This window comes from Hahella sp. CR1 (assembly GCF_029813005.1).
Classification (GTDB): domain Bacteria; phylum Pseudomonadota; class Gammaproteobacteria; order Pseudomonadales; family Oleiphilaceae; genus Hahella.
On the sequence record NZ_JAPELK010000004.1, the window covers coordinates 470,322 to 496,353 of the forward strand.

At 54.2% G+C, this 26,032-nt stretch carries 25 protein-coding genes; 19 read left to right on the forward strand and 6 right to left on the reverse strand.

The window, feature by feature from the left end; genetic code table 11:
• The first annotated feature begins 123 nt into the window (after positions 1-123).
• Positions 124-1,038: a LysR family transcriptional regulator gene (locus ONV78_RS12770; protein ID WP_216737211.1), complete on the forward strand. Its 915-nt coding sequence runs from the start codon at positions 124-126 to the stop codon at positions 1,036-1,038.
• Positions 1,039-1,042: 4 nt separating this feature from the next.
• Complete coding sequence (locus ONV78_RS12775; RefSeq protein ID WP_279503535.1) at positions 1,043-2,032, forward strand: ribonuclease Z; 990 nt, start codon at positions 1,043-1,045, stop codon at positions 2,030-2,032.
• A 129-nt stretch (positions 2,033-2,161) separates the two neighbouring features.
• Here ONV78_RS12775 and ONV78_RS12780 read toward each other — a convergent pair whose 3' ends face one another.
• Entirely contained in the window at positions 2,162-2,473 is a 312-nt protein-coding gene (locus ONV78_RS12780) for a hypothetical protein (RefSeq protein ID WP_279503536.1), read from the reverse strand.
• Between the two features lie 363 nt (positions 2,474-2,836).
• Positions 2,837-3,328: a hypothetical protein gene (locus ONV78_RS12785; protein ID WP_279503537.1), complete on the reverse strand. Its 492-nt coding sequence runs from the start codon at positions 3,326-3,328 to the stop codon at positions 2,837-2,839.
• A 401-nt stretch (positions 3,329-3,729) separates the two neighbouring features.
• Here ONV78_RS12785 and ONV78_RS12790 point away from each other — a divergent pair, with 401 nt between their 5' ends.
• A complete protein-coding gene (locus ONV78_RS12790; protein ID WP_279503538.1) occupies positions 3,730-6,312 on the forward strand; it encodes a M14 family zinc carboxypeptidase in 2,583 nt (860 codons plus the stop codon).
• Positions 6,313-6,731: 419 nt separating this feature from the next.
• Positions 6,732-7,163 (forward strand): hypothetical protein, encoded by a 432-nt coding sequence (locus ONV78_RS12795; RefSeq protein WP_216737206.1) that lies wholly within the window; start codon positions 6,732-6,734, stop codon positions 7,161-7,163.
• Between the two features lie 71 nt (positions 7,164-7,234).
• Here the strand turns inward: ONV78_RS12795 and ONV78_RS12800 are convergent, their stop codons facing one another.
• Together ONV78_RS12800 and ONV78_RS12805 are read right to left on the reverse strand one after the other, a co-directional pair.
• Entirely contained in the window at positions 7,235-7,441 is a 207-nt protein-coding gene (locus ONV78_RS12800; protein ID WP_279503539.1) for a 4-oxalocrotonate tautomerase family protein, read from the reverse strand.
• Positions 7,442-7,528: 87 nt separating this feature from the next.
• Complete coding sequence (locus tag ONV78_RS12805) at positions 7,529-8,719, reverse strand: YbfB/YjiJ family MFS transporter (RefSeq protein ID WP_279503541.1); 1,191 nt, start codon at positions 8,717-8,719, stop codon at positions 7,529-7,531.
• A gap of 101 nt (positions 8,720-8,820) precedes the next feature.
• Between ONV78_RS12805 and ONV78_RS12810 the strand changes: the two genes are divergently transcribed.
• The 13 genes from ONV78_RS12810 (at position 8,821) to ONV78_RS12870 (ending at position 22,743) form a co-directional block, all read left to right on the forward strand.
• Positions 8,821-9,675, forward strand: a complete 855-nt coding sequence (locus tag ONV78_RS12810; protein ID WP_279503543.1) for a LysR family transcriptional regulator — start codon at positions 8,821-8,823, stop codon at positions 9,673-9,675.
• An 88-nt stretch (positions 9,676-9,763) separates the two neighbouring features.
• On the forward strand, positions 9,764-10,159 hold the full coding sequence (locus ONV78_RS12815) for a diacylglycerol kinase (RefSeq protein WP_279503545.1): 396 nt from the start codon (positions 9,764-9,766) through the stop codon (positions 10,157-10,159).
• Between the two features lie 204 nt (positions 10,160-10,363).
• Complete coding sequence (locus ONV78_RS12820) at positions 10,364-12,115, forward strand: phosphoethanolamine--lipid A transferase (protein WP_279503547.1); 1,752 nt, start codon at positions 10,364-10,366, stop codon at positions 12,113-12,115.
• 88 nt (positions 12,116-12,203) lie between these two features.
• Positions 12,204-12,926 (forward strand): response regulator transcription factor, encoded by a 723-nt coding sequence (locus tag ONV78_RS12825; RefSeq protein WP_206618045.1) that lies wholly within the window; start codon positions 12,204-12,206, stop codon positions 12,924-12,926.
• Position 12,927: 1 nt separating this feature from the next.
• Complete coding sequence (locus ONV78_RS12830) at positions 12,928-14,160, forward strand: HAMP domain-containing sensor histidine kinase (protein WP_279503553.1); 1,233 nt, start codon at positions 12,928-12,930, stop codon at positions 14,158-14,160.
• 312 nt (positions 14,161-14,472) lie between these two features.
• Positions 14,473-14,979, forward strand: a complete 507-nt coding sequence (locus tag ONV78_RS12835; RefSeq protein WP_279503555.1) for a hypothetical protein — start codon at positions 14,473-14,475, stop codon at positions 14,977-14,979.
• Between the two features lie 22 nt (positions 14,980-15,001).
• Positions 15,002-15,400, forward strand: a complete 399-nt coding sequence (locus ONV78_RS12840) for a hypothetical protein (protein ID WP_279503557.1) — start codon at positions 15,002-15,004, stop codon at positions 15,398-15,400.
• A gap of 374 nt (positions 15,401-15,774) precedes the next feature.
• Positions 15,775-16,086 carry a hypothetical protein gene (locus tag ONV78_RS12845; protein ID WP_279503559.1) on the forward strand — a complete coding sequence of 104 codons (312 nt, stop codon included), beginning with the start codon at positions 15,775-15,777 and terminating at the stop codon, positions 16,084-16,086.
• A gap of 24 nt (positions 16,087-16,110) precedes the next feature.
• The gene (locus ONV78_RS12850) at positions 16,111-16,803 is read left to right on the forward strand and encodes a DUF6882 domain-containing protein (RefSeq protein WP_216737196.1); all 693 of its coding nucleotides are present in this window, start codon (positions 16,111-16,113) and stop codon (positions 16,801-16,803) included.
• A 147-nt stretch (positions 16,804-16,950) separates the two neighbouring features.
• Positions 16,951-18,726 (forward strand): alkaline phosphatase D family protein, encoded by a 1,776-nt coding sequence (locus ONV78_RS12855; protein WP_279503562.1) that lies wholly within the window; start codon positions 16,951-16,953, stop codon positions 18,724-18,726.
• 265 nt (positions 18,727-18,991) lie between these two features.
• Complete coding sequence (locus ONV78_RS12860; RefSeq protein ID WP_279503565.1) at positions 18,992-20,953, forward strand: methyl-accepting chemotaxis protein; 1,962 nt, start codon at positions 18,992-18,994, stop codon at positions 20,951-20,953.
• Between the two features lie 109 nt (positions 20,954-21,062).
• The gene (locus tag ONV78_RS12865; protein WP_256446012.1) at positions 21,063-21,770 is read left to right on the forward strand and encodes a metallophosphoesterase; all 708 of its coding nucleotides are present in this window, start codon (positions 21,063-21,065) and stop codon (positions 21,768-21,770) included.
• A gap of 109 nt (positions 21,771-21,879) precedes the next feature.
• Positions 21,880-22,743, forward strand: coding sequence for a CAP domain-containing protein (locus tag ONV78_RS12870; protein WP_279503569.1), 864 nt, complete (start codon positions 21,880-21,882; stop codon positions 22,741-22,743).
• 72 nt (positions 22,744-22,815) lie between these two features.
• On the opposite strand, the gene ONV78_RS12875 is transcribed toward ONV78_RS12870, so the two are convergent.
• Complete coding sequence (locus tag ONV78_RS12875) at positions 22,816-23,289, reverse strand: Lrp/AsnC family transcriptional regulator (protein WP_279503571.1); 474 nt, start codon at positions 23,287-23,289, stop codon at positions 22,816-22,818.
• A 127-nt stretch (positions 23,290-23,416) separates the two neighbouring features.
• On the opposite strand from ONV78_RS12875, the gene ONV78_RS12880 reads away from it, so the two are divergent.
• Both ONV78_RS12880 and ONV78_RS12885 read left to right on the forward strand, forming a co-directional pair.
• Complete coding sequence (locus ONV78_RS12880; RefSeq protein WP_279503573.1) at positions 23,417-24,385, forward strand: hypothetical protein; 969 nt, start codon at positions 23,417-23,419, stop codon at positions 24,383-24,385.
• A 100-nt stretch (positions 24,386-24,485) separates the two neighbouring features.
• Positions 24,486-25,295 (forward strand): lipase family protein, encoded by an 810-nt coding sequence (locus ONV78_RS12885; RefSeq protein WP_279503576.1) that lies wholly within the window; start codon positions 24,486-24,488, stop codon positions 25,293-25,295.
• A gap of 9 nt (positions 25,296-25,304) precedes the next feature.
• Here ONV78_RS12885 and ONV78_RS12890 read toward each other — a convergent pair whose 3' ends face one another.
• Complete coding sequence (locus ONV78_RS12890; RefSeq protein ID WP_279503577.1) at positions 25,305-25,823, reverse strand: GNAT family N-acetyltransferase; 519 nt, start codon at positions 25,821-25,823, stop codon at positions 25,305-25,307.
• Between the last annotated feature and the right edge of the window lie 209 nt (positions 25,824-26,032).

The following is a 26,032-nucleotide window of genomic DNA, read 5'->3' on the forward strand; positions in this document are numbered from 1 at the left end:
CTCTAGGTTTTGATTTCAATCGTTGTGTGGTGGCTACTTTATAGATACCATGATTGGGAATAAATATGCCTTTCTGAAATTCATTGTTTCTAAAAACGAAACAATACTAAGGGGGAAATCCGGATGGATAGAATTCAGGCAATGCGTGCGTTCGTCGCCACCGTCGATCATGGCAGCTTCGCGAAAGCGGCGGACATTCTTGATTTGTCCCGACCCGTGCTGACACGGCTGGTGTCAGGGCTGGAAGATAGTCTGGGCGCCAAGCTGTTGCATCGCACGACGCGTCGGCTGAGTCTGACGGAATCTGGAGAACGCTTTCTGGAAGCCTGCCGCAATGTGTTCTCCCTGCTCGATGAAGCGGAATCCGATCTTTCCCAACAAACCCAATGCCCCAAAGGCGTTTTGCGACTGAGCGCGCCGATGGCGTTTTCTTTATTGCATCTGGAGCCGGTCATCGCAGAGTTCATGACCACTTATCCCAGTATTGAAGTGGATATGGAGCTGGCGGACCGCCGCGTGGACCTGGTGGAAGAGGCGTTCGACCTGTCCATCCGCATCGCTCACGAGCTGGAACCGGGCCTGATTGCACGCCGTATCGGCGGCACCGCGCTGGTCACCTGCGCTTCCCCAGAATACCTGAAAGTAAACGGCTTGCCGGAAACGCCAGATGACCTGAGAACCCATGAATGCATGGGGTTCTCGCTGGCCCGGCGCAACTCATGGAGTTTCTGGGAGAATGACAAGGTGCGCTATGTGGATGTGCGCGGGCGGTTTAAGTCCAATAACGGCATCTTCCTCGCCAAGCTGGCGGAGAGCGGCAAGGGTATCGTGCAACTGCCTTGTTTTATCGTGAATGAAGCCCTGCGTGAGAAACGTCTGGTCACGGTATTGAAGGACTACCAGCCGCCGAATCTGGATATTTTCTGCGTGTACCAAAGTCGTGAGTATCTGCCCCAGAAAGTGCGGCTGTTTATTGATTTTATTAGTGAATACTTTTCGTGTAATTGTCAGAAAATAGTGACTTTGAAAAGCGCCTGAACCTATGGAACTTATATTTCTCGGCACCTCCTCAGGCGTGCCGACAAAAAGCCGCAATGTCTCTGCGGTATGCGTCAAAATGACCGAAACCAAAGATTGGTGGCTGGTGGATTGCGGGGAGGGGACGCAGCATCGTTTGCTGCATTGTCGACACACTTTGAAGCAACTGCGTGGTGTATGCATTACGCACGTGCATGGCGATCATTGTTATGGCCTGCCGGGTTTATTGGCCAGCGCCAGTATGAGCGGGCGCACCGAGCCCCTGACAGTGATTGGTCCGGCGCCTCTGCAAACGTTTTTGCAGGCGGTGATTGAGACTACGCAGTTGCGCTTCACCTACGAGTTGCGTTTTGTGGATGTCGAAACCTTGTTGCATAGCGATTTCGTTGATGCGGACTTTCAACTGCGCGCTCATGCGCTTTCTCATCGGGTCCCTTCCTATGCCTACTCATTTACTGAAAGGCATGTGGAGGCGAAGCTGGATGTGGCGAGGCTGCAAGCGGACGGCGTACCTCCGGGTCCCATCTGGGGACGCCTGCAAAAAGGCGAGAGCGTGACCCTGGATAATGGCGCCGTGATCCATGGCGCGGACTATCTGCTGAGTGAGCGAGCGCCAAGACGCATGGTTATTGGCGGCGATAATGACCAGCCGGATTTGCTGAGGGAAGCGTGCGTTGGCGCTCAGGCGTTGGTGCATGAAGCGACTTATACCCGTGACGTGGCGGAAAAGGTCGGACAGGGCCCGCAGCACAGTTGCGCGCTGGCGGTAGCGCAATTTGCTGAGTCTGTGGCGGCGCCCAATCTGGTTCTTACGCATTTCAGCCCCCGCTATCTGGATAAGGCGGATGACAAAAGCGCCTCAATTCTCGATATTGAGCGGGAAGCAGCGTCAGCGTATTCGGGGAGTCTGTTTTTGGCGCGGGATTTTGAAGTCTATCAACTGGACAAAGAAGGGCGCTTACACAGAAGCGGAGACGTTGTCGTTGATATCTGACAGCGCTGACGGATGTCGCGCTCTGCTAAAACGGCCCGCCGCATCGGCGGCTGGACCAAGCCTAAATCTGCAGGCGAGACCTGCAGATTTAGGTAATAAAAGCCATCTCTCAGCTAAGATTAAGGTAACTTACTCAGTTACCGGCTCATCCAGGATTTGCTCTTCGCTTGCAGAACCTGAAGCGGTGGCTTCACCAGTGTAGATGGAATATTCCTGTGGGCTGATAACGCCGTCTTTGTCGATGTCGACAGACGCCCAGTTGTTAGTCAGCTCAGTGTTGCTGCTGGCTTCAGATTCATCAAGCACGCCATCCTGGTTAGCATCCAGAGCTGAGAATTGTTGCTCGGACGGCATTTTTTCGGAGGCTCCCAAATCGCCTTCTGCATAGGCGGCGGAAACGGCCAAAAATGATGACAGTGCAAGTGCGCTCAGTTTGTTCATGTTAATCACCTCTCTGTGATCCTTTGAAATCTTTAAGTTGTCCGCAATGAACATTGTCCTTATCCAATGTTGGCCTTCGTACTCCTGTAGTAATCCCTGCCGATGCGGTTCCTAATGCGCTTTAGCGCTCACTGTAGAGATTCCAAATTCGGCGCCAGAAAATGAAAATCATTATAAATCAAATGATTGGAGGCTTTCTGGGGAAGGGGCGGTCGAGAACGTTGTGCTGAAACGTCCCCGTTTTGCGACGCTTGGTTGTGGGTGAAGATAAGAATCCTTATAAATCAGAAGCTTAAGCGTCCGTGATTTGCGACAGTGCGTTTTCAGCGTTGGCGGACGCCTCTGGGAATTGGCGCTGATTGACTATTCCCAACTATATAGCCAGCCTGAGGCCGTTAAGGTTTCGCCATCGAAGGCGAATATCAGCTGGTCATGGGCGCCGCGCCAATCATAGACCCATAGTGAACCTTGCGGCTTGCCTTTCCATTCCGTCATGCGAACCACTGTGTCGAAATGCTGATCTCCCGGCTTGAGTGTGCGGTCGGGCGCTCCCATCAGCTCTCGGGTGCGAGTGGCGTCGAGACGCTCTGACGCGACTTTAGCGCCAAGCACCTGCATGACCTGATGCTTTTTGCCTTGCCACTTATCCACATCCTCATTCCATTGACCGCCGTTGAAGTGGCCTTTGATCTCGCGAAGTTCCCGATAAACGCCAGGGGCCTGGGCCTCAAGTCCGGGTAAGGGTTTACCTGTATTGGCGGGAGAGGCCTGTGCGCAGCCTGACAGAATGGCCGTTGCGGCGAACGGCGCTAAAAAATGCCCTAATTTGCGGCAAAGTGGTGTGATATGTCGCATAAGCGCCCCTTTTTGGCGAGTTTTCCCTGCATGTTTTAGAGAGTGCAAGATAAAGTTTTCTCGTCTCGATACCGCCTTTGATATTGCGGATTGTACTTATATTTGTCAGGAATAAGCAGTAGCGCAACCTTTCTGGATTGACACTAAACAGCTTAGCTTCTACGTTAATCGAGGCTGTTTAACGCTGTTCAAATTTGATGATTGGGAAATAGGCTTAATCTCTAAGGCCACTTTCAGCCTGAATAGATTTTGTCACATTATGCGTGTTAACAGCCTCAGTGGAACGTCGATTGCAGTAACGGACCGCGCCGCCCATACCCGGGCGCTGATAATAATCAAATCGATCTCCCTACAAGGGAAAAATAAATCACCGGGAACCTGGATTCCAAGGAGAAATAACAATGAAAAAGAAAGCTAGCGGCTTATCTGTGGCCACTCTCATGGCGGGCGCTTTGGTAAGTTGTTCCGCGCTGGCCGCCCCTGGACACGCCCACGACGCCTATCAACTACTCGAACAGGAAAAAGCGTCGGATAACATTTATAAAGCCTATTTCCCTAATCAGGATATCGCTCGCAAAGCGGCGATCAGTTTTCATGCCCAGATGCTGGAGTCCCACTACGACGACGGCTATCTGGTTATGCAGTTGCAGCCGGAGGAAATGAAAAAGCTGGAGCAATTCGGCTTCACCTTCGAAACGGCGACGGATTTTATTGAACAGCGCAACTCCATTCTGACCCAGATGCAGGGTTTGAGCAGTCTTGGCGTTTTCTCCGCGCAGTCGGTCAACGGCTCGGTAGCAAGCTCAGAAGCCATGCTGGCGGGTATTCCCGGTTACCCCTGCTATGAAACGGTAGAAGAAACCTTCGCTGCGGCGGAAGGGTTCGCCAGCAGCCATCCAGAGCTGGCGGAATGGATCGACGTTGGCGACTCCTGGGAAAAGAAACAGGGGATTGGCGGCTTCGATATGCGCGTCCTGAAACTGACCAACAAAAATACCGGCGGCGACAAGCCCAAGCTGTTCATCAACAGCGCCATTCACGCCCGTGAATACACCACTGCGCCTTTGGCGCTGGAGTTTGCGCGCTGGCTGGTCAATGGTTATGGAACCAACGCAGACGCCACCTGGATCATGGACAACCATGAAGTGCACCTGATGTTGCACACTAACCCGGATGGACGTAAGAAAGCGGAAACCGGTTTGTCCTGGAGAAAGAACGCCAACCGCAATTACTGCGGCTCTACCAGCAACAGTCGTGGCGCGGATTTGAACCGCAACTTCACTTTCGGCTGGAACAGCACCAATGGCGAAGGCTCCAGCGGCAGTCAGTGTAATGAAACCTATCGCGGCCCCAGCGCTGGCTCTGAACCGGAAATTCAGGCGTTGGAAGGATATGTGCGCAGTCTGTGGCCAGATCGTCGCGGTCCAGGCAAAAACGACCCGGCGCCCAGCGACACCAGCGGTATCCACCTGGATATTCACAGCTACAGCGAACTGGTGTTGTGGCCATGGGGCGACACCAATCAGGCGGCGCCTAACGGCACAGCGTTGCAGACATTGGGTCGTAAATTCGCTTTCTTCAACGGCTACTCGCCGCAGCAGTCCATCGGTCTTTATCCCACCGACGGCACCAGTGATGGCGTCAGTTACGGCGAACTCGGCGTAGCGGCTTACACATTCGAGCTGGGCACGTCGTTCTTCCAGAGCTGCAGCACCTACGAGAGCAAGATCAAGCCGGACAACCTGAACGCATTGATCTACGCGGCCAAAGTCGTGCGCACGCCTTATGTCACGCCAGCGGGTCCAGACGTCACCAGTCTGGCGCTGAGCGGCGGCGCTTCCAGCGGCGGTGTGGAGCCGGGTACGCAGGTGACCTTGACCGCATCCGTTACGGACACGCGCTTCAACAACAGCAACGGAACTGAGTCCACCCAGAACCTGACGGCGGCGGAATACTATCTGGATACGCCGCCCTGGGCCAACGGCGCTCAGGCCATCGCTCTGTCCGCTTCCGACGGCTCATACAACTCGAAGACGGAAGGCGTCACCGGCGTGATCGACACTACCGGCATGAGTGAAGGCAAGCACATCGTCTATGTGCGCGGCAAAGACGCCAGCGGCGCCTGGGGTGCGGTCAGCGCCGTGTTCCTGGTTATCGACAGCGATCCGACCATTCCGCCTGCGGAATACTGCGATGCAGCCAGCAACAGCTCGAATGACGAGTGGATTTCCGGAGTACAGGTCGGCGGCTTCCTGAAGTCTTCCGGCGCGTCCAAATACAGCGACTTTACGGAAGTCCAGGGCGGCGAAGTAGTATCCCTGGTGAAAGGCGGCAACAGCGTTACCTTTACGCCCGCCTTCTCCGGTCAGTCTTACAAAGAGTACTTCAAGGCATGGGTCGACCTGAACGGCGACGGCGACTTTGACGACGCTGGTGAGGAAGTCTTCGACTCTGGATCAGCCTCTTCTTCGCCCGCCAGCGGCACGTTGACCATTCCGGCGAGCGCGTCCTTTGAGAAGACCACCATGCGTGTGGCGATGCGTTATAACGCGGCTCCAACTCCATGTGGAACCTTCAATTACGGGGAAGTGGAAGACTACACCGTGTCCCTCGGCGATGGCGGCGAGCCGCCGACAGATCCAGACGCTTATGAGAATGACACCGACGTCAGCATCCCGGACAATAACGCCACTGGCGTCAGCAGCCCGATTGATGTGACTCGCAGCGGCGCTTCCGGCTCCGTGAGCGTAGCGGTGAAGATCAAGCACACTTATATCGGCGACTTGATCGTGGATCTGGTGCATCCGGATGGAACAGTCTATAACCTGCACAACCGCACTGGCGGTTCTACAGACGACATTGACCAGACCTACACTGTTGACGTGGGCGCGAAGGATTCCGCAGGAACCTGGAATCTGAAAGTACGCGACAGAGCCAACCGCGACACCGGCAACATCGACAAGTGGGGCATTACTTTCAAGTAAGCCTGCCTGACGTGCGCCATGGCGATGACGCTATCGGCATACTGAACTAGATTAAGGCCGTCCTTCGGGGCGGCCTTTTTTGTAGGGTTAATTTCTTTATAAAATTTTTATGTCCCGCGGGTATCGCAACAGGGCTTATGGGGCTAGAATTTTAATGCTTCCTGCGGCGCCGAAGTCGTTAAGGATAATCGATATTCAGGGAAGGTCCGCTGCGAACGGGAGAGTTCTTGTTCTTCATCACCGGCTTCGTTTGATTGTCGCCTTGTTCTTAACAGTAGCGCTGGCGACCGTTGTGAAGTGTCCGGGCGCGTCGCGTTCGGGGTACGCTATCAATCGATACAGCCCGCCCTCGTGCGGTTAACAAGTTTGGGTGTCCTTCTTGTCGGCTGTCTAAGTCGGGCGGTGAAGGAGATCTTTCAATGGAAAACCCACAAAAAACACCCGTCTCTTCTTTCGTTGAACACAAGCTTTATAAAGTTTCCGGTATCGGCATTGCGACCTTTTTGGGGTCGGCATTGGCTGGCGGCATTCTGTTGGCGAAGAACTTTCGCAAGCTGGGCAAGGAGTCTCATGCCCGCAAGGCGATCGTTGGTTCGTTGGCGGCGACGATAGGCGTTATTATCGCCGCTCTGCTGGTTCCGGCGGAGTGGCATGTGCCCAAGCTGGTGTACTTCGCCCCGCAGATCATGGTGATGCTGCAGTTGGCGAATCTGTTTCAGGGCAAAGCCATCAGAGGGCACCGCGAAAGCGGCGGCGAGCTGGCGTCCAACTGGGCGGCCGCAGGCGTGGGCGTCACGGTGCTGCTAACCCTCGCCGTTTTGGCGGCTCCCGTCTTGTGGATGTTGCAATAGCGTAGGCTGACTACGCTGAGCGCCAATGCGTTCAGGCGGGCGTAGGCCTGCTTGAACGCATTCATCCGCTGTCAGCCCGCCTCGCGTTTGCGGCGCACGGCGACTGACTCGCCGCCGATTCCCCAGTTGTCCGTCTCCACCTCATCTATGATCACGAAAGTGGTGGCGGGATTCTTGTTCAGTGTTTCCTGCAAGAGACGGGTAACGCCTTCGATCAGCGCCGCTTTTTGCTCTGCGGTGGCGCCTTCGCGGGTGATTTTGATATTAACGTAGGGCATGCTGACTCTCTCTCTTCTTGAGTTGGTTCACGACTATTAATGGCCAGGTGTATGACAGGTAATAACCAGATGTATGACAGGTAATCGTCAGGTGTATGACAGGGCCTGGCGGCGTTCACTCTGCTCCACGCTTTTCAAGGCCAGCAGCAGCAATACCCCCAGCGCCATCACAGCAGCGGCCAGATAAAGGCCGTCCGCATAGTCGCCGCCTGTCGCCGCCAGCCTGCCGGTAAGAGCGGGGGAAAGAATCTGTGCGACGCCGTAGGTCAGGGTCATTTTGCCCATCATTTTGGCGGGGCGTGACGGGTAGAAACGTCCCGCCATCGTCAGCACCAAACTGACGATTCCCATAAACGTGGCCCCGAAAAGCGCGCCGCCAAGCAGCGCCATGGCGAGGCCGCCCTGTGTCGGCGCCAGTATGCTCAGAGCATGCAAGGCCGCCGCGATGATCAAGGCGTTGATGTCGCCGATGCGTCGCGCCAGTAAATCCCAAAGGATACAGGCGGGCGCGGCTGCGGCGCCCACAAGAAGAAATACAAAAGCGCCTTGCCCCTGTAAGGCCGGTTGCTGATCGACGATGGCGACTAAAAAGGTGGCGCTGACCACATACCCCACGCCAGCGCAAAAATAGGCGGCCATGAAAATACCCATATAAAGACGCGAGGGCGGTCGGTCTTGCATTGCGTCCTCATGTTGAGAACGGCTGGCGGCGGTGGGCGAGGGCAACCATAGCCAGGCGGGGATGGCGAATAGCAACCCGCATAGCGTCAGCGCTACCCATTGCTCGCGCCAATCGAAGTGGGGAGTCATAAGATCCACGGCGAGAGAGCAACATAGAATGCCCAGACCGACGCCGCTGAAATGGATGCCCAACTCGCTGCGGTGACCATTGCGGATAAGCCAGTGCATGATCAGGCCGGAGCCAATTAACAAGCCTGCGGCGCTGCTCAATCCGGCGATGAAGCGCATGAACGCCCACACCCATACGTTGTCGCACAGCGCCATGCCAGCGGTGCTGATGAGGGCGATTAGTAAACCTGAGCGGTATAGCTTGTCTTTCAGCGTCAGGCTGCTGATAGAGGCGGCGATCAAGGCTCCGCACAAATATCCCAGATAATTTACGCTGGCCAGCCAGCCGCCTGCGAAAGCCGATAGTCCCGCCTGCTGTTGCATGAGGGGTAGTAGCGGCGTGTAGGCGAAGCGCGCCACGCCCAACATCAGCATCAGACTGAGTATGCCCGCCGTCAGCACTTGCAAGCGTTGTAGTTGTGCGCTCATGGTTCACTTCCCGTTGTATCTCTGGGAGAGAAGATAAATAATACGACCTATCAATACAATCGAATAATAGAGAAGAAAATATTCTCTAATGGAGAATAGTTATGGAGTTAGTCGCGTTGCGCACCTTTCTCGCCGTAGTGGAGGAAGGCGGCATCCTCGCCGCAGCGAGTCGGCTCAACACGGTGCAATCCAATGTCACGACCCGCATTCGCCGTCTGGAGCAGGAACTGGAGGTGCAGCTGTTCTTTCGCAAAGGGCGCGGACTGGAGCTGGCGCCTGCAGGACGGGTGCTGCAAAAACACGCGCAGGAGATACTGCAAATGGCGCAACAGACCGCCGCTGCCGTGCGCTCCGCGGGTGAAGCCACCGGCGAGCTGCGCATCGGGACCATGGAGACTTTCGCTGCTGTCAGACTTCCCTCCGCGTTGAAAAAAGTGCGCTCCCGACATCCTGGGCTGGATTTGCAGGTGCAGACGGCCACCTCCGCGGATCTCATTGAGCGCGTGCTGAGCCATAAGTTGGACTGCGCCTTTATTGGCGGCCCTTTGGATCACCCCATGCTGATCGCGGAGCCTGTGCTGGCGGAGGAACTGGTTTTGGTGACGGCGAAAGGCGAGGGCGATCTACAGGAGCCTCTGATTTTGTTTCGCGAAGGCTGCGTCTATCGCGCTCGCGCGCTGGCCTGGCAGCGGGAGTGTGGTCATCAGATTGCATCCGTTATGGAGCTGGGGACGCTGGAAGGCATACTGGGCTGTGTGGCGGTGGGGTTGGGCTGCACGCTGATGCCGCGAAGGGTGGTGGAGCAATCGCCCTATGCGAAGGAGCTGGCGGTCTCTGAATTGCCGGAGCATATCGCCCATACGCCTACCTTGATGATCCGTTATCGGGACATCCCTTTGCGGGGAGGCATGCAGACTTTGCGGGACGCCGTCGCCGGCCGGCCCATGACAAAGTAACGTCTGCGCTACTCCCCGGGTGGCTTTGTGACTATACTGTCATCGCATTACAGTCGTGAGTATTAAGCAGTCAGGAGCCGTCAGTCCCATGACCGATTCGTCCGAAAATCTTTCTTCTTCTTCAATTCAGCCTAAAGGCGCCACGGGCATAAAACGCATTATTCTGGCGACAGGCTACTCGATAAATGGACTGCGCGCCGCATGGAGAAATGAGTCCGCTATCCGTCAGGAAATGGTCGCCGCTTTGATTCTGGTTCCTCTGGCGCTGTTTTTGTCCGTCACCATGGTGGAGAAAATACTGATGATCGGCAGCGTCTTGCTGGTGCTGATTGTGGAGTTGATCAACTCCGCCATTGAAGCTGTGGTCGACCGCATTGGCGCCGAGCGTCATGAGTTAAGCGGACGCGCCAAAGACATGGGCTCCGCAGCGGTGCTGGTGGCCTTGAGTCTGGCTATGTTCACCTGGATTGGCATTCTGATTTAAGTCTCTCGCCGCATGGGCGTTATGTTCATGCGGCCGTCTCGTTATAGTCTCCCGCAGTCCGCATTCTTCGCTTTTTCCTCTGTCTCAACTGTCTTCTCTATCTCACTCCCCTCGTCAGGCGTCCTTTATTCGCTTTGATATTTCCTTGATGTTTTCTTGAGATTTGCTTGGCTCGTGGTTTTTTAAACTCTGCAGATAGCTCTGATGAGCGTGCGTTATTTGCAGGAGGGGGAGTTGATTCGGGCCAAACTTAACAAACTGTTGGGAGCGGGCATTTCGACATGGCTCATGTCGTTGGCGGTGTCCGTGTATCTGCTTTGCGCCTTCAATACCAAGTTTTTCACCACGGTCTTTCAGCTGCGGGGCGATGAAGGCTCCGGCGGCTTGATGTTTATGGTCAGTGTAGTTTTATTCCTGCTGGTCATTTTTAATCTTTTCTTGTCCCTGTTCGCCTTCAAGTACCTGTTCAAGCCAACGTTGATGTTCATTCTGGTGACGGCGTCACTCGCCGCTTACTTCATGAACGCCTATGGCGTCATGATCGACAAGACCATGATTCAAAATATGATGGAGACGGATTACCGGGAGTCTATGGAGCTGATGGACCCATGGTTATTTGTCTACGTTATTGCTTTGGGCGTGGTTCCCGCGGTGCTGGTGGCGTGGATTCCCATTCACTACAAGCGGTTGCCGGGAGAGTTGATGAATAAGCTGCTGGCGGCGGTGCTCGCCGTTGTGGTGATTGGCGCAATCGCCGCCGCTTTCTATCAAAGCTACGCCTCCTTATTCCGCAACAATCGCTATATCCGCGACTTGATCGTGCCGGTTAACTATATCTACTCAACGTCTTCTTATATTCGCAAGCTGACTCCGAAAACGGAGGTCGCCTTCACTACGTTGGGAGAAGACGCCGCACGTGTTGAATTGAGAAAAGTGTCCAGCGACCCCCAACGCAAGCTAGTGACGGTTCTGGTGGTCGGAGAGACCGCTCGCTCCCAGAATTTTTCATTGAATGGCTACGGACGCGAGACGAACCCCAACTTGAGCAAAGAGAAAGTGGTGAGTTTCGATAATTTTCATTCCTGCGGTACGGCGACGGCCGTATCCGTGCCCTGTATGTTTTCTCGCGCAGGGCGCTCGGACTTTGACGGCAGTATGGAGCGTTACACGGAAAATCTGCTGGATGTGTTCAAGCATGCTGGCGTGGAAGTGCTGTGGCGAGACAATAACTCCGGCTGTAAAGGGGTTTGCGATCGCGTGGCGTTTGAAAATCTGAACTCGGAACAACTGGCGGGCGTTTGTCGTCTGGATGAATGCTACGACATGGTGCTGCTGGACCGGTTACGGCAGAAAATTGAATCCGCCAAAGGCGATATGCTGATCGTGCTGCATCAGAAGGGCAGCCATGGACCCGCTTATTATCTGCGCGCGCCCAAGTCGTTTCAGCAGTATCAACCGACCTGTCACTACGTGCAGCTGCAGAAGTGCTCGCAAGAAGAGATTACTAACGCCTACGACAATACGATTTTATACACGGATTATTTCCTGTCGCAGGTAATCGGATTGCTCAAATCTGTAGATGGCGCTGCGGACGCCTCTATGGTTTATGTTTCCGACCATGGCGAATCCCTGGGGGAAAACAATATTTATCTGCACGGGCTTCCTTATATGATCGCACCGGACGAACAAACCCATGTGCCTTTCATGGTGTGGATGTCTGAGCGTTTTGAGAAGCGCTTTAATATCAGCTCAGAGTGCCTGCAGGCGGAAGCCTCCCAAAATTTTACCCAGGATAATTTGTTTGACTCTATGCTTGGGTTAATGGGCGTGCGGACGCAGGTTTACGAGCCGAAGCAGGATCTCTTCAGACCCTGTACCGGAACCGGTCTGGAAGTGGCGTCTCCTTCGGGAGATCCACGGGAAGAGGCGGGCGCTATGGCGGCGTCTCCAGGTTGAGAGTATTCTGAGGGCCTGCGCGGGGTAGCGTGGGCTGCGATAAGCGGTAATTAAGCGGATCTGTAGGGAAATCGAAGGCGAATTATACGTGTTGAGTGATTGGAAAATGGCGGATCGTACGATTACCGACAAACTTCGGGTGCTCATCGTTGAGGACCATCGCAGTCTGGCGGAGAACCTGTTCGAGTTTTTGGGAGAAGAGCGCTACAGCCTGGATTTCGCCGCCGACGGTCTGACGGCCCTGCATCTGCTGGCGACGCAGCACTACGATGTTATTGTGCTGGATGTCATGCTGCCCGGGGTCAACGGATTCACTTTATGTCGGCGCATCAGAACGGACCTGGGCAAGAAAACCCCGATTATTCTGGTCACCGCCAGAGACTCCATTGAAGATAAAACTGAAGGGTTCAACAGCGGCGCTGATGACTATCTGGTGAAACCCTTCAACATGCGCGAACTGGAGCTTAGAATTCAGGCCCTGTGTCGTCGCCGCCAATTGGCCGACGACGATCTGAGCGCCGGAGACATCCGCTATTCGCCAGGATCGTTGACGGTCATGACGGGGCAGGGCGAGCGTCTGGCTTTGAGCGGATACAGCGCCACCATCTTTGAGGCGCTGATACAGGCATATCCCAACTTTGTCGCCTATGAAACACTCAGTCAGCGACTGTGGGGGAACGCCGACGGCGATCCGCACACCATTCGTACGCATGTTTATGTATTACGCAAAACGCTGAAGACAACGTTAAACCGTTCGATGATTCGCACTCTGCATGGCCGCGGATATCGCCTGGAGCCGGAACTGGCTTAGCATGGCGACCTCCATCTCCCGACGCGTTTTCACCATATTTTTCTGGAGCAACGTGCTGAGCCTGTTGCTGGTGATTGCTGTCGCCTGGGGAGGGCTGGAGGCGCTGGAGGCGACCGTTTTGGAGATGGACCAGCAGGCGGAGCTGGAGCACTTCCAGAGCCGCTATGATCCTGATAAACCCCAGTTCAATCAAACCGCCACGCTGACCATGTTCTATTGGCCGGGCGAGGCGCCGCCTGAAGAAAAACTTCCCGCGGTTTTCCGTGGACTGACGGCGCCGTACAACGGTGAAGTGGATGTCGATGGCAAGGATTATGAAATCCTCGTCAACCAGGTGCCGGGAGGCGTGTATTACCTGGCCAAAGATCTGGCGCTGTTTGAGCAGCGCGAGACGCAGTCCACCATCGTTATTCTGGGGCTGGCGCTACTGGTTTGCGCGCTGAGCTTTTTTACCGCGCGTCTGGCCAGCCGTAAAATTTCCCGTCCGTTGCAGGGGCTCACTGGCGACATTGACGCCGCCGCGCCGACGGGAGGCTTCCGTTTACCTCTTGATTATCCCGACTCGGAACTGACCCAAATTTCCCAGGCGATCAATAAATTCCTGGATCAGATAGATGAACTGGTCAAGCGTGAACGCTCGCTGGTCAGTCTCGCCAGCCATGAATTACGTACGCCTATCGCAGTGATTCTGGGCGCGGTGGAAGTCATTGAGCATCGGAATAAACTGTCTGCGGAAGACAAGAAAACCCTGGGGCGCATCAGCGCCTCTGCTCAGGAAATGTCCGCCAATGTGCAGGCGCTTCTTAAGCTGGTGCGACGTACAAAAGAACCTTACGTGCCGGTCAGCTTTCCGGTGGGCGATATTCTGAAAGAGCTGGCGCAGGAGCATGGTCTGTCCGCGACCGAAAACGAAGGCAGGCTGGAGCTTTCCCTGTCGGCGCAGCAACCGGTTGCGCTGGGCGATCCCGTCCTGGCGAAAATTCTCATCAATAATCTCATCATTAATGCGCTGAACCATACTCAGGGCCAAGTCTATGTGACGGAGTATGTGAAGCATCTGGAAATTCGTGATGAAGGCGCCGGCAACATAAATGGCTTCTCACAGGAGGCGCCCAGCTCCAGCGGTTTGGGACTGTTTATCGTCACCCTGGTATGCGAGCACATGGGGTGGCGGTATGAATTGACCACGGATGAATCCGGCTCTCGTGTCAAAGTCTGGTTCTTAGCCGCCTGAGTTCCAGATTCTGCGGACCTCTCTAAACGATAAAACAGCTAAGCGCGGCCCGATATGTCGGCGGCTTTTCTGGCTGTTTTGAAGTCTCAATTCTCCTTTTGAATACCCTGTTTTCCTTCTTGTTAACTCCTCTCTAATCCATCGCTTTTTGTTGTTTTGACCTGTTCTGACGTCTTGGTCAATGGCGCCGGATTTATACAATCCCTGCTTCTCCCACATGGATATTCTGAACCTATGAAGACACGGGTCCCAGCGCGGCTTTAACGCCCGGGGGGCAAGCATGGCGCGGAAAACACGGGAGGAATTTCGACAATGAAACGGACTTGGATATTGCTCGGAGGCGTTTTGGTCCTGGAGTGTCTGCAAACCGGGTTGCTCTGGACGCGAACTCAGGAAGCCAAGACGCAACCAGCACCGGCGATGGCTTACGAGGCGGCGCCAGCCGCAGTGATAGAACCTTCTCCACAGTTCGCCAGTGACGTACAGGCGTTGGAGCTGCAGATCGCCAAACTGGAGCGGCTGTTGTCTCAACACAGGGAACATAGCGCTCCCGCTGCGACGGTTACTCAGAGCCAGTCCGATAAAGGTTCTACTGCTCAGGAAGAGCGTCCCGCGCTCACTTATGACGAAAACTTTCAACAAGGGTTGTCTGTGGTGGAAGGCGCCGTATCGGCGGGCGCCTGGGGGCAGGAAGACAACCGAAGGATGTTCGAACTGAAACGGGCCCTGACTCCGGCTCAGTACGAAGCGCTGGTGGATGAAATATCCACGGCGATCAACCAGGGCGCGCTGACGATGCAGGCGCCCCCAATCTTGTAAGCAATCATAAAGGAATATCTGTATGAAAAATCTAGGCAAAGCATTAATGATGGCGGCGGTATGCTCAGTCGCAACGACAGCGATGGCGCAACCTAACGGAAACGTGGAGGTGGCTGACTGGTTCAATAACCATATCATGTTGAGCGCTCAAATCGGGGATCAATATACGGGGGGGAACAGTGGCGGTGGCCAAATTTCCGCTAATCGCTCAGGGACTGGCATCAATTTTTCCGGGCATGATCCAAAAAACGGTAGAAACTTTACATGTAATGTGTACAAGGGCGATGCCTTGTATGAAGCTGCTTATAACGCTGTTACCGATTTGCGTGAAGGGGGCAGGGTGCTAATCATTCGGCCTGAAAATAGCAACAAGTGCAGTGAGTTCGTAATAACCGGCATTTCCTTCAACTTTAGTCAGTAATAGATGAGTTCAAGCCCGGCCTCAGAGTCGGGCTTTTCTTGGCGTCAGCGTAGAAGCACAAAATACTCGCCTTGCAGCACGCCTTGCGTCGTACGCATATCCTCCACTGCGGCTGTCAGGTTCTTTCCATTCAGATCCCTGTGCCACTGTTCAATCCACCATGCGGATACTTCCGGTCCGTCGTGGCATTGTATTGGCGATAAGCGAAACTTTAAAAAACGGGATTCTGATTCACACTATGTTAAGGGCTTGTAAGGGTGTCAGGACTGGCTAAATCCATCCACTTGGCATACCCTAGCAAACTGGCGCCAAATGTTGGCGCAAGGGGCTAAATTCCATATTTGGAATTGTTTTTACAAGGAAAGTTGCTAAAAATGAATGGTAAACGACGCGTCTATGCGCCGGGCGTTATGGCGTCCGATATATCTCATCCGTTGTCTTCGTGTTATTCACGCGATATCCCTCCGTCTGACTCGACGGACAAGTCCTCTGACGCCGATGCTTTTGAGCCTGCCCAGGCGCAAGCGCGTCAGCAGGAGCATTATCTTCCCAGCCGTTTATTTAGAACCATGATCCTCGCCAACCTCAAGTCAACCAGCACGTCTGCGCCTGCGCAAGACGATGACATTGAAGAGTGGCTGGAACATGTGGACCGTTTGATCTCAACGCCAGGGAAAAGCGTATGAGCTATAAAAGTCAGGATAAATAAAATGGAAAAAATGGATTATTTCAGAATGGACGCGACAGCGAAGGTCACTTTGGACTCGCTGAAGGAATTATACCTGCTGCCTCAGATAAGCCGTTACCAGCGGCTGCAAACGGCTTACCCCTGTGAATCGCCGGTGGAGTACAACCTCTACGAAGGCGTCGCTCGCTATGGCGATACGCGGCGGCGCATTCAGCTTATCGGCACCTATGCGACAGGCAGTCGCTCGTTTTGCTGGGCCTGGGCGAGCCCTAATCCGCTGCCGGAAACGGTGATACAGGCCAGCCTGCAATTGGTGGCCTGGGCGGAAGCCGCCAAAATTGAAAGCTGGGGCGTTATCAAAGGCGTCTGCGAACCCGTGGAGCCTGTGGTGGTGTCATCCATTGCGGCGGGGGTATTGAATCATGATTATGTCTTCGACGTCTGGGAGTTCACGGAAACGCTGCATGGCTGTGTCCTGGTGGAGCACTCTGACGATCTGCCCAAATTAGGATTGCATGCTATCTGCCGGGTGCTGCAAACGGCGTTGCGGCGGCTCTCCACGCGCCAGAAAACCCCTGTCCTGGAGTATCTGCGTCAGGAGGGCTTCAAACTGCGTGAGGAAGGTTCTTTCTGCTATGGCTCCCGGGCCGACGGTGAACTCACGCTAACCTTTGACGAACGGGGCGGCGTGCGCCAGATCACTCCCAGCCATTAATTGCTAACTGTCAGGCGGCCGCTTAGGAGCCAACTATCCTCTTCTTCGGGTAACGAAGTCTTCACGAAGCTTTAACAGTGTTTCATTAGCATTGTCTCGCTTTGGCGGCTTCACCACTAAACAAAAACCGAAGAAGAGGAACCCAGAGTGCCTGACTATAATAGACGACAATTTCTGTCACTCATGGCGGCAGGGACCGCCACGCCGTTCTTGCTTACTTTCAGTGCGGATAAAGCGCTCGCAGGCCTGAGCCGCGCCGCTTATCCGGATAAAGCTCCACTACCGCTCAACCGAACTGACCCCTCCGCCGTATTTGATCTGTCCGTCGCCTCCGGCGATCCCACCGCCAGCGGCGTCATGCTGTGGACTCACATCCGCTCTGAGCAATATGACCCCAACGAAAGCCTGACATTCCAGGTGGCGGTTGACCCTGGATTCACTCTGCTGGCGTTGGAAGGCAAAGTGCGAGGCGAGCAGTTCGGCTCGGACCGGGATCATACCGTTAGGCTGGACCTGGATGGCCAACTGAATGCGGACAGCTATTATTACTACCGCTTTCAGTACCGGGGCGTATTCAGTCGTATGGGGCGCTGTCGCACGGCTGCGGCCGTCGGGCAGTCCGTGGACAGCGTCAAATTCGCGTTGCTGACCTGCCAGGATTACACCAACGGCTACTACGGCGCATTGAACTACGTCGCGGACGACAACAGCATCGATTACGTGGCTCACCTAGGGGATTTCATTTACGAGAGCGTTGGCGACCCCCGCTATCAGGATCTGCCTTTCGAGGATCGCAGAATAGAGCTGCCCAGCGGCTTCCCCGTGGCGATGAACCTGGAGGATTATCGCTTTTTACACCGCACCTATCGCAGTGATCCTTTTCTACAAAAGGCGATGGAGAATCATACCTGGATCATCACTACAGACGATCACGAGACCTGTAACGATTGCTATTGGGACTATGAACAGGACACGCTGGGATGTCCGGACCACCCATACAGCACGGACCCGCAATTCAATAACGACGCGGATTTGAAGCGCCAGCTCAAACTCGATTCACAACGGGCCTGGGCGGAATATATTCCTGCGCGCATCGACGTTGACGAGGGGCGCACCCATCCCCATTTGTATTCGCGTATCTATCGGCAGTTCCGGTTTGGCGATCTGGTGAATCTGAATATGCTGGACACGCGCACCTACCGAACGCCTCATCCATGCGGCGAAGAAGCGTTTCTGGGCCGTTACGTTCCTTTCGGCTGCGGCAATCTCAATAATCCCGAGCAGAGCATGATGGGTGAAACCCAGCGGGAATGGCTGATCAACACCATGGCGGCGTCGACGGCGCGCTGGAATATGCTGGGCAACCAAACCTACATGGGGCGTTTGGGCATCGACCTGGGGGAAAAAGCCAGGCTGCCATTCAATGTCGACGCCTGGGATGGGTATGACGCCGAGCGGATATGGCTGATGAACGAGGTGCAATCCAACTCAATCGAAAATCTTGTGGTGGTGACCGGGGATTTGCACACCTATATGGCTTCTCAAGTAAAGAAGAACTACGCGGATCTGAATCCGTTTAACTTCTCCAATCAGGTTGGCGTTGAATTCATGACGCCTTCGCTGACCTCCGCGGGGCTGTTTGACGTGCTGCTGGCGCAGGCCCCGGACGACGAGGTCAGAGATTTTCTGCTGAATGCGACCAGCGAGGGCGCGGTGCGTCTGACCAACCCGCATATCCGCATGTTCAACAGCAAAGACCATGGTTATTCGACGATTGAATATACCGATGGCTATTGCGAGTGGATTGCTTACAAGGTCAACAAAAACCTCAATAGCAGCGAGCAGGAACGCAAGGCGCTGGCGCGTTATCGTAAATATGAAGCCTGGCCCTGGATGACGCAAAAGTCGGTGCAAGGCTACTAATAATCAGGCGGAAAATTAGCTTCCTTCTATTTGTCCGCAACGACAGGGCCCGCGCATGTCAGGGCCTGTCTTCGTCGGCTAGCCGCCGCACAGACGCAGGCAAATTTACTTTCTTTTGCATATTTTTAGCCCGTTTTCTTCATGGAAAACGGGCTTTTTGCATCTAACTGCTAAAATTTAAATATAAGTGACTATCAAGCCATGGAGGTGTGAATGGTCTTTAACCAAACCTAACAGCGCCAGACCTCTATGTCGGGAGACGCTTATGTTCGCCAACATGAAGCTCCGTACGAAGCTGGCCGCAACTGGCGTTGCGCTGCTGCTTCCCTTGATTTGGGTAACCTATCTTCTGTCCGATGAAATGGACATCCGCATCAATTTCGGCGCGCAGGAAATCCTTGGCGTTGAATATCTCAACCCTTTACAAAACCTGTTGGATCAAGCGGGCGAATATAAGGTCGCCGTCGCCGCCAACAGCAGCGTAACGCAGATCGTTTCGCGGCTTGAGAAAGCCATGTCCGCCCTGGAAAAAGAGCAGCAACGCTCCGGCGTCGCGCTCAAAACGGCGGAACAGTATGCGAACCTGCAAAAGGCCTGGGGGCAGTCGCGGGCTAAGCCTGGCGTTACGGAAGCGGACGCGCTGATCGCCGCCACGCGGGAGCTGATCGCCAAAGCGGGAGATACTTCCAACCTGATTCTCGACCCGGATCTGGATACTTATTACGTGATGGATGCGTTGCTGCTGAAACTGCCCAACAGTCTGGATTTATTGGCGCAGATGCGAGAATTCGGAACCGGGCTGATGAACAGCGGTTCAATGAGCGCCGATGACAAAACCCGTATGGTGGTTTTATCCGGTCTGTTGCAATCAGATCTGGACGGGGTGAATTACGACAGCAAGGTGGCCTATGAAAACAACGCCGTGGGAGACATGCCTCAGTCCGTTGCAAAAGCGGTGGATAGTTACACCCAGGCCATTGGCGGTTTTCTTGCCTTTGTGGAAAAAAACATTACTGGCCGCAGCCTGAATGTTGACGTGAATGGTTTCAAATCCGCCGCTCAGCGTGCTGTGGAAGGCAATATGGCGCTCTATCAGCAAGCCTCGCCGGCGCTGAAAAGCATGTTGCAACGGCGCATTGACGGTTTCTCGTCTCATAAGCTCGGGCTGTTGGCGGGAGTGATCGTCTTTGAACTGCTGGCGATTGCATTCAGCGTCATGACGGTGCGTCGGATATTGAATCAATTAGGCGGCGAACCTGAATACGCCGCGGATATCGTGCGTGCTATCGCAGCTGGTGATTTGACCCGGCAAGTGAAAATCAGCGATGGCGATACGACAAGTTTGCTCGCAGGCATCCGTAATATGCAGACAGCGCTGCATGATCTGATCGTAAAAGTCAGCGACAGCGCGAGTAAGATCTTGTCGTTCTCCGCGGAAATCACCCAGACCACGGAAGCGATCGTCACCAGCTCCAGCCGCCAGAGCCATGCCACTGCGACCATGAGTTCAGCGGTGCAGGAAGTCGCCGCGAGCCTGCATGAAATGGTGGCCAGCGCGGGTGAGGCGAGATCGCTGTCACTGGAGTCCAATCAGCGCTCCAGCGAAGGCAAGGATATCGTTGAACAAGTGTCCGAGGACATTCGTCGGCTCTGTGATTTTGTGGGGGACTCGGCCAAATCCGTACAGAGTCTGGGGCAGCAGTCGGAACAGATTTACTCCATCGTCAATGTCATCAAGGGCATCGCCGAGCAGACCAATTTGCTGGCGTTGAACGCCGCTATCGAAGCCGCCCGGGCGGGAGAGCAGGGGCGCGGATTCGCCGTGGTGGCGGACGAAGTGCGTAATCTGGCTGCGCGCACCGCGTCCTCGACAGTGGAGATTACCGATATGATCCAGCGCATCAAAGATGATACTCTGGCCGTCGTCAAGCGTATGGATTCCGGTGTGGAGGAAGCCTCCCGCAGCGCCGGGCGAGTGACCTTGACGGTGGACACGATCGCCGCCATCAGCGACTTGTCGGAAAGCGTCAACCGCTCTGTGACGGAAATATCCACAGCTCTCGAACAACAGGCTCAGGCCAACGAACTGCTCAGCGAAAATGTCGATGAAATCGCGCAACTGGCCGAGCAGAATCATGGCAGCGTCGAGAAGACCGCCGACAATCTGAGCGAACTAAAAGCCTTGGCGGATACGCTGGAAACCGCCATCGCCAGCTTCAAGGTATGACGGCGTTAGCGCCGTCATCATCCGTTAAATCGCCAAAAATCGCATAAATGTTAGAAACCCTGACTGCAGAAGCCTAAAATAAGGACTGGTTGTCAGCTTAAGGATGTGCATGGAACTTTTTAAACGTCTTCCCCCAAATACTGCCGGTATAGATTTTTTTGTGGGAGATATTCACGGTCACTACAGTGAACTGATGAAAGCCCTGGAGGCGATAGATTTCAAATTCGACAAAGATCGGCTGATCAGCGTCGGCGATCTGATCGACCGCGGCGAAGAGAACGAACGTTGTATCGAGTTGTTGCATGAGCCCTGGTTTCACGCCTGTCTGGGCAATCATGAATGGATGATGATCGGCGCCTTCGTGTATGAAGATAGATATGACCTCAGCCTGCAGCGCGGCAATGGCGGCGAATGGCTGGATAATCACGATACCGATCAACTGACGGCATGGGCGCACTTGCTGCAACAGTCCTGTCCGCTGGCGATAGAAGTTCCCGGTAAAGGCGACAGGCTGATCGGCGTTACTCATAACGATGTAATCAATAGCGACTGGACGCGCATGGAATCGGCGCAAAAGGGCGACATCGACGAATGCGTATGGAGCCGGACGCGTTTTGCGTCAGCGCTGACCAACCCCTCATTGGCGGAGCCCATCAAAAATATCGATGCGGTCGTATCCGGCCATAATTCTCATACAGGCATACTTCTGGCTGGCAATCAGCTCTACATCGATACGCTCTGGAAGAGCGGCCAGCTGACTCTTCTGTCAGCCATGGAAGTCTTAGCGGTCGCGGCGCGCGGTAAGCTTCCCGCTTAGTTTCTCCCATTGACCCTGCGTTAAATCTGTTTGTTTTTTGAGCTAAACTTGTGTTTGCGGCTGCTGCAGCCGCTCGCATGAGCGTAATAAGCAAAAAAGGAATTTGCATATGAAAAACAGACTGTATTTGGTATTCACCGCTACGATTCTCATCCTCCTTCTCGGCTCTACGCCGGTTGTTCTTGCTGATGTCCTTAAAAATGGCGAAGCGCTTGAAAATCTGTCCGGCGCTAGAGATAGCGAAGTGAGCTACTCCATTGATGTTGGAGAAAAATCACTTAGTCTGGTTGTGGAAATATGGGGCGGCCAAGGCGACGCTGACCTGTATGTCGCTTTCAAGCGCGAGCCCGATAAGTCCGATTTCGACTGCCGGCCTTATGAATGGGGCAATAAAGAGACTTGCACCTTCAAGCCGCCGGAACAGGGTACTTACCACATCATGTTGCACGGCTATGACCAATATTCAGGCCTTTCTCTGAAAGCCACATACGTGCCGGACAGCGGCGGCGACCCCGACCCTGATCCGAAGTGCGCCGATGGCGGGGAAGGCCCTTCCGATGTGCAGAAGGAGTTATTGACCGCTCACAATAAAGCGCGCAGTCAGGGACGCAGTTGCGGCGGCGTTTATTATGACGCAGCGCCAGCTTTGACTTGGAACTGCAAACTGGGCAAGGCCGCCACGAAGCACACAAAAGACATGGTGGACAATAACTTCTTCAGCCATACCGGATCTGACGGCTCCAGCGTTAGCGACAGAGTGATAGCGCAAGGTTATCAATACCGCACAGTGGGTGAGAATATTGCAGCTGGGTATTCCTCCGTCGAGCAGGTCATGGACGGATGGCTGAAAAGCCCGGGACATTGCGCCAACATCATGAGAAGCAGTTATACAGAACTTGGGGCTGAAAAAATCAGCACCTCAACGGCTAACTATCCGCACTACTGGACCTCCGTCTTTGGCGCGCCGCAGTAAATCATCGCCTGGTTCTTAAACCTAAACAGACCGCAGCCGCCGCTGCGGTCTTTGCTAGCAACCCAAACGCCTTCAGGACGGAATGGCGTCCAGGTTCAAGGTGGTGTCGAACTTATGCCGCTGCATGGAAATCAATGTGCGGAATTTGCGCATGTTGGGCTCAGCATAGAGCACCTCATTACAGAACTTATCGTAGGCGGTCATATTGGGGACCGTGACAACTAACACGAAGTCCACCTCTCCGGTGACTTGATAACACTGCTTAACTTCCTTGGCGGCGGTCGCTCGCTTAAGGAACTGCTGATATAGATCCAGACGATCTCGCTCCATCACCACTTCCACCACCATATGCAGGCAGGCGCCGAAGGCGTCCGGGTCGAGAATCGCCACCTGCTTCTGAATATAGCCTTCCTCTCGTAGCTTCTTCACGCGCTTGAGACAGGCGGGAGGCGACAGGCCAACGCTTTCCGCCAGATCGAGATTGGTTTGGCTACAGTCGTTCTGCAACAGCGAGAGGATTTTCTTATCAATGCGGTCTAGCGACATGGGTTAATAAAATTAAAAAATTATGGAAACAAACAAATTATATGAAAAGAAAAACATAAAACAGGGGAAATAATTAAATGTCTAACTTTTAAAATAGCAGGCATTAATGCACTTCAAGGGAAATGTCATGTCCGCCTCACAATCTGGCAGCAGTTGGATTTCGCGTTTAAAGCGGGAATCGGTCGAGCTGGCGAAAAGTATTTTCAAAGTCTATTGGACCCTGATTAAAGTTACGGTTCCCGCCTTGGTGGCGGTGAAGTTGCTGGATATGGCGGGAGGAACTCAGTTGTTGGCCTGGATGTTGTCCCCGGTCATGGGGCTGGTGGGGCTGCCGGAGTCGATGGGCGTGGTCTGGTCCACGGTGTTGCTCACCAATATTTACACCGGTATGGCGTTGTTAGTGGATATTACGGCGCAGGACCCTTTGACGGTGGCGCAGGTATCCGTATTGGGCGCCATGATGCTGGTGGGGCATGGGTTACCCGTTGAAGGCGCTGTCGCCAAGAGCGCAGGCGTCAGCTGGCGCGCAACTTTGGCTATTCGAGTGGGGGGCGGCTTGGCGTTGGGCGCTTTGTTGCATCTTTTCTACAGCGCGACTGGTCTGCTACAACAACCTGCGCATTTCTTATGGCGTCCGGCTGAAGGACCTGCGGACATGTGGTGGCTAGCGCAGATCAAAACGTTGGGCGGCATCTTTTTTATTATTGTCTTCCTGATGACCTTTTTACGCATGCTGCGCTGGCTGGGAGTGGAAAAGTGGATGCACGCCTTGTTGTTTCCTGTGCTTCGGCTGCTGGGAATTGGGCGCGAAGCGGCGAACGTAACTGTCATCGGCGTCACACTGGGATTAAGTTTCGGCGCAGGATTATTGATAGAAGAGGCGCGCTCAGGGCGTCTTACACGTCGGGATATTTTCCTGACGATTGGTTTTCTGGGGCTCTGCCATAGCCTGATTGAAGACACTCTGGTAATCATGCTGCTCGGAGCGGATATGTCCGCCATTTTATGGGGACGTTTACTATTCGCCCTGGTCGTGATTGGCGTTCTGGCGCGGCTGCCGGCGCTAAACCGACGTTTGCAGGAAGCGGCTGCCTAGACTGTCTGCACGGCGTACGTCGTATTCTGGTCTATGCTCAATCAATAGCCGGCTCCTGCATGCGCCGGCTTTTGTTTCCAAGGAGCACAGGAGAATACGAATGAGCGCCATCCCCATGTATTTCCCTCCCGCGCCTTTCCATATGGAAGACGCGAGAATTTGCGCCACCCTGGTGAATACCGCCTACGACATGTACGACCAATGGGTGGATCAGAAAAAGCCTCATAAAGATCATTTCAAATGGACCCCGAAAGGGCCGGCGATGAACTACAGCCAGCCTATCTGGGGCGCGGAAACCTTACTGTGGATTTTTAAAACTACAGAGCCCTTTGCCTTCGTCTCCTGGACGGATGCCGGAGATGTCTATCTGATGTTTCGCGGCACGGAGTCGCTGGATGACTGGATTGACGACGCTGAAGCCGGGCAGAATCCCTATCCACAGGTGTTTGGCTACGGCAAGGCGCATGACGGCTTTCTGAAGCTTTACGGCACCATGAATCAGGCTATTTTGGAGGCCTTACAGCAGGTAAGTAATCCTAAGAGCCTTTTGATTGGGGGGCATAGCCTCGGCTCTTCTCTTTCGACACTGGCGACGCCTGACGTCATCAATCATTCCGTTTATAAGCCCGGCTCCTTGAATGTGCGGCATTACAATCTGGCCAGCCCCCGAGTAGGCGACCCTGAGTTTGTGAATGCTTACAATCAATGCGGCGTACCCACTTATCGCATCGTTAACACCACGGACTTAGTGCCGGAAGTGCCTCCCGGCGTATTGGACCGCGATCTCTATGAGCATGTCGGGATTCCCGTGGACTTCACCGCGCAATACGGCTCCATGGCCGGCAATCACAGCGCCTCAGACTGCTATAGCTACGCGCTGAACCACCCCGACAAACCACAGTCAGACTAACTAACGAAATTAGTCATACAACTCATAAAAGCGGGCGGCGCTGATGGCGAAGGTCAACAGTCCGTCCGCATCATAAAGTCGTTCGTTGTCGTTCGGCGTCATACCTATTTTCTGCAGTATGGCCACTGAAGCCAGATTATCCTCTTTCGACACGCCGTATACCTGATTAAACACCTCCCGCCCCAACGCATACTCGATACAGGCGACCGCAGCCTCTTTGGCGAAACCCTGTCCCGCATGGGCGCGCGCGACGCCGTAACGTAAATCGAAACAATCGGGACGGGGGCTCTCTTCCACGCCCACATAACCCACATACTCCGTACTGGACTTACAAATGATCATGAAAGAGCCAAATCCGCGCTGCCAATGCTCCACCCGGTTGCGGACATAACTTGCAATCTGCTTTGTAGAGTAAGGTCCTTCGTTAGGCAGGAAACGGGTCGAAACAGGGCAGGAAAGAAAGCTTTTGAAGAACGGCAAGTCCGTGGATTCAACCGGGCGCAGAATTAATCTCGAAGTCTCAATCATTGTTACAGCGGGCGTCTCTTCTTAAAAAAGGGCGCTATTAAAGGCGATTTTGAGAAAAAATGGAATAAAATCAAAGTGTTTTTAGTCGGATAGGATGGTTGATAGCTGACAGGCGAAGCCAGCTAGAGTTGGAGTCTGGACGTATGCTGACGGCACGCTGCTCGCAGTAATAATCTGTCAGGGACGAAAGTTTTAGGGGCTTTTAACCT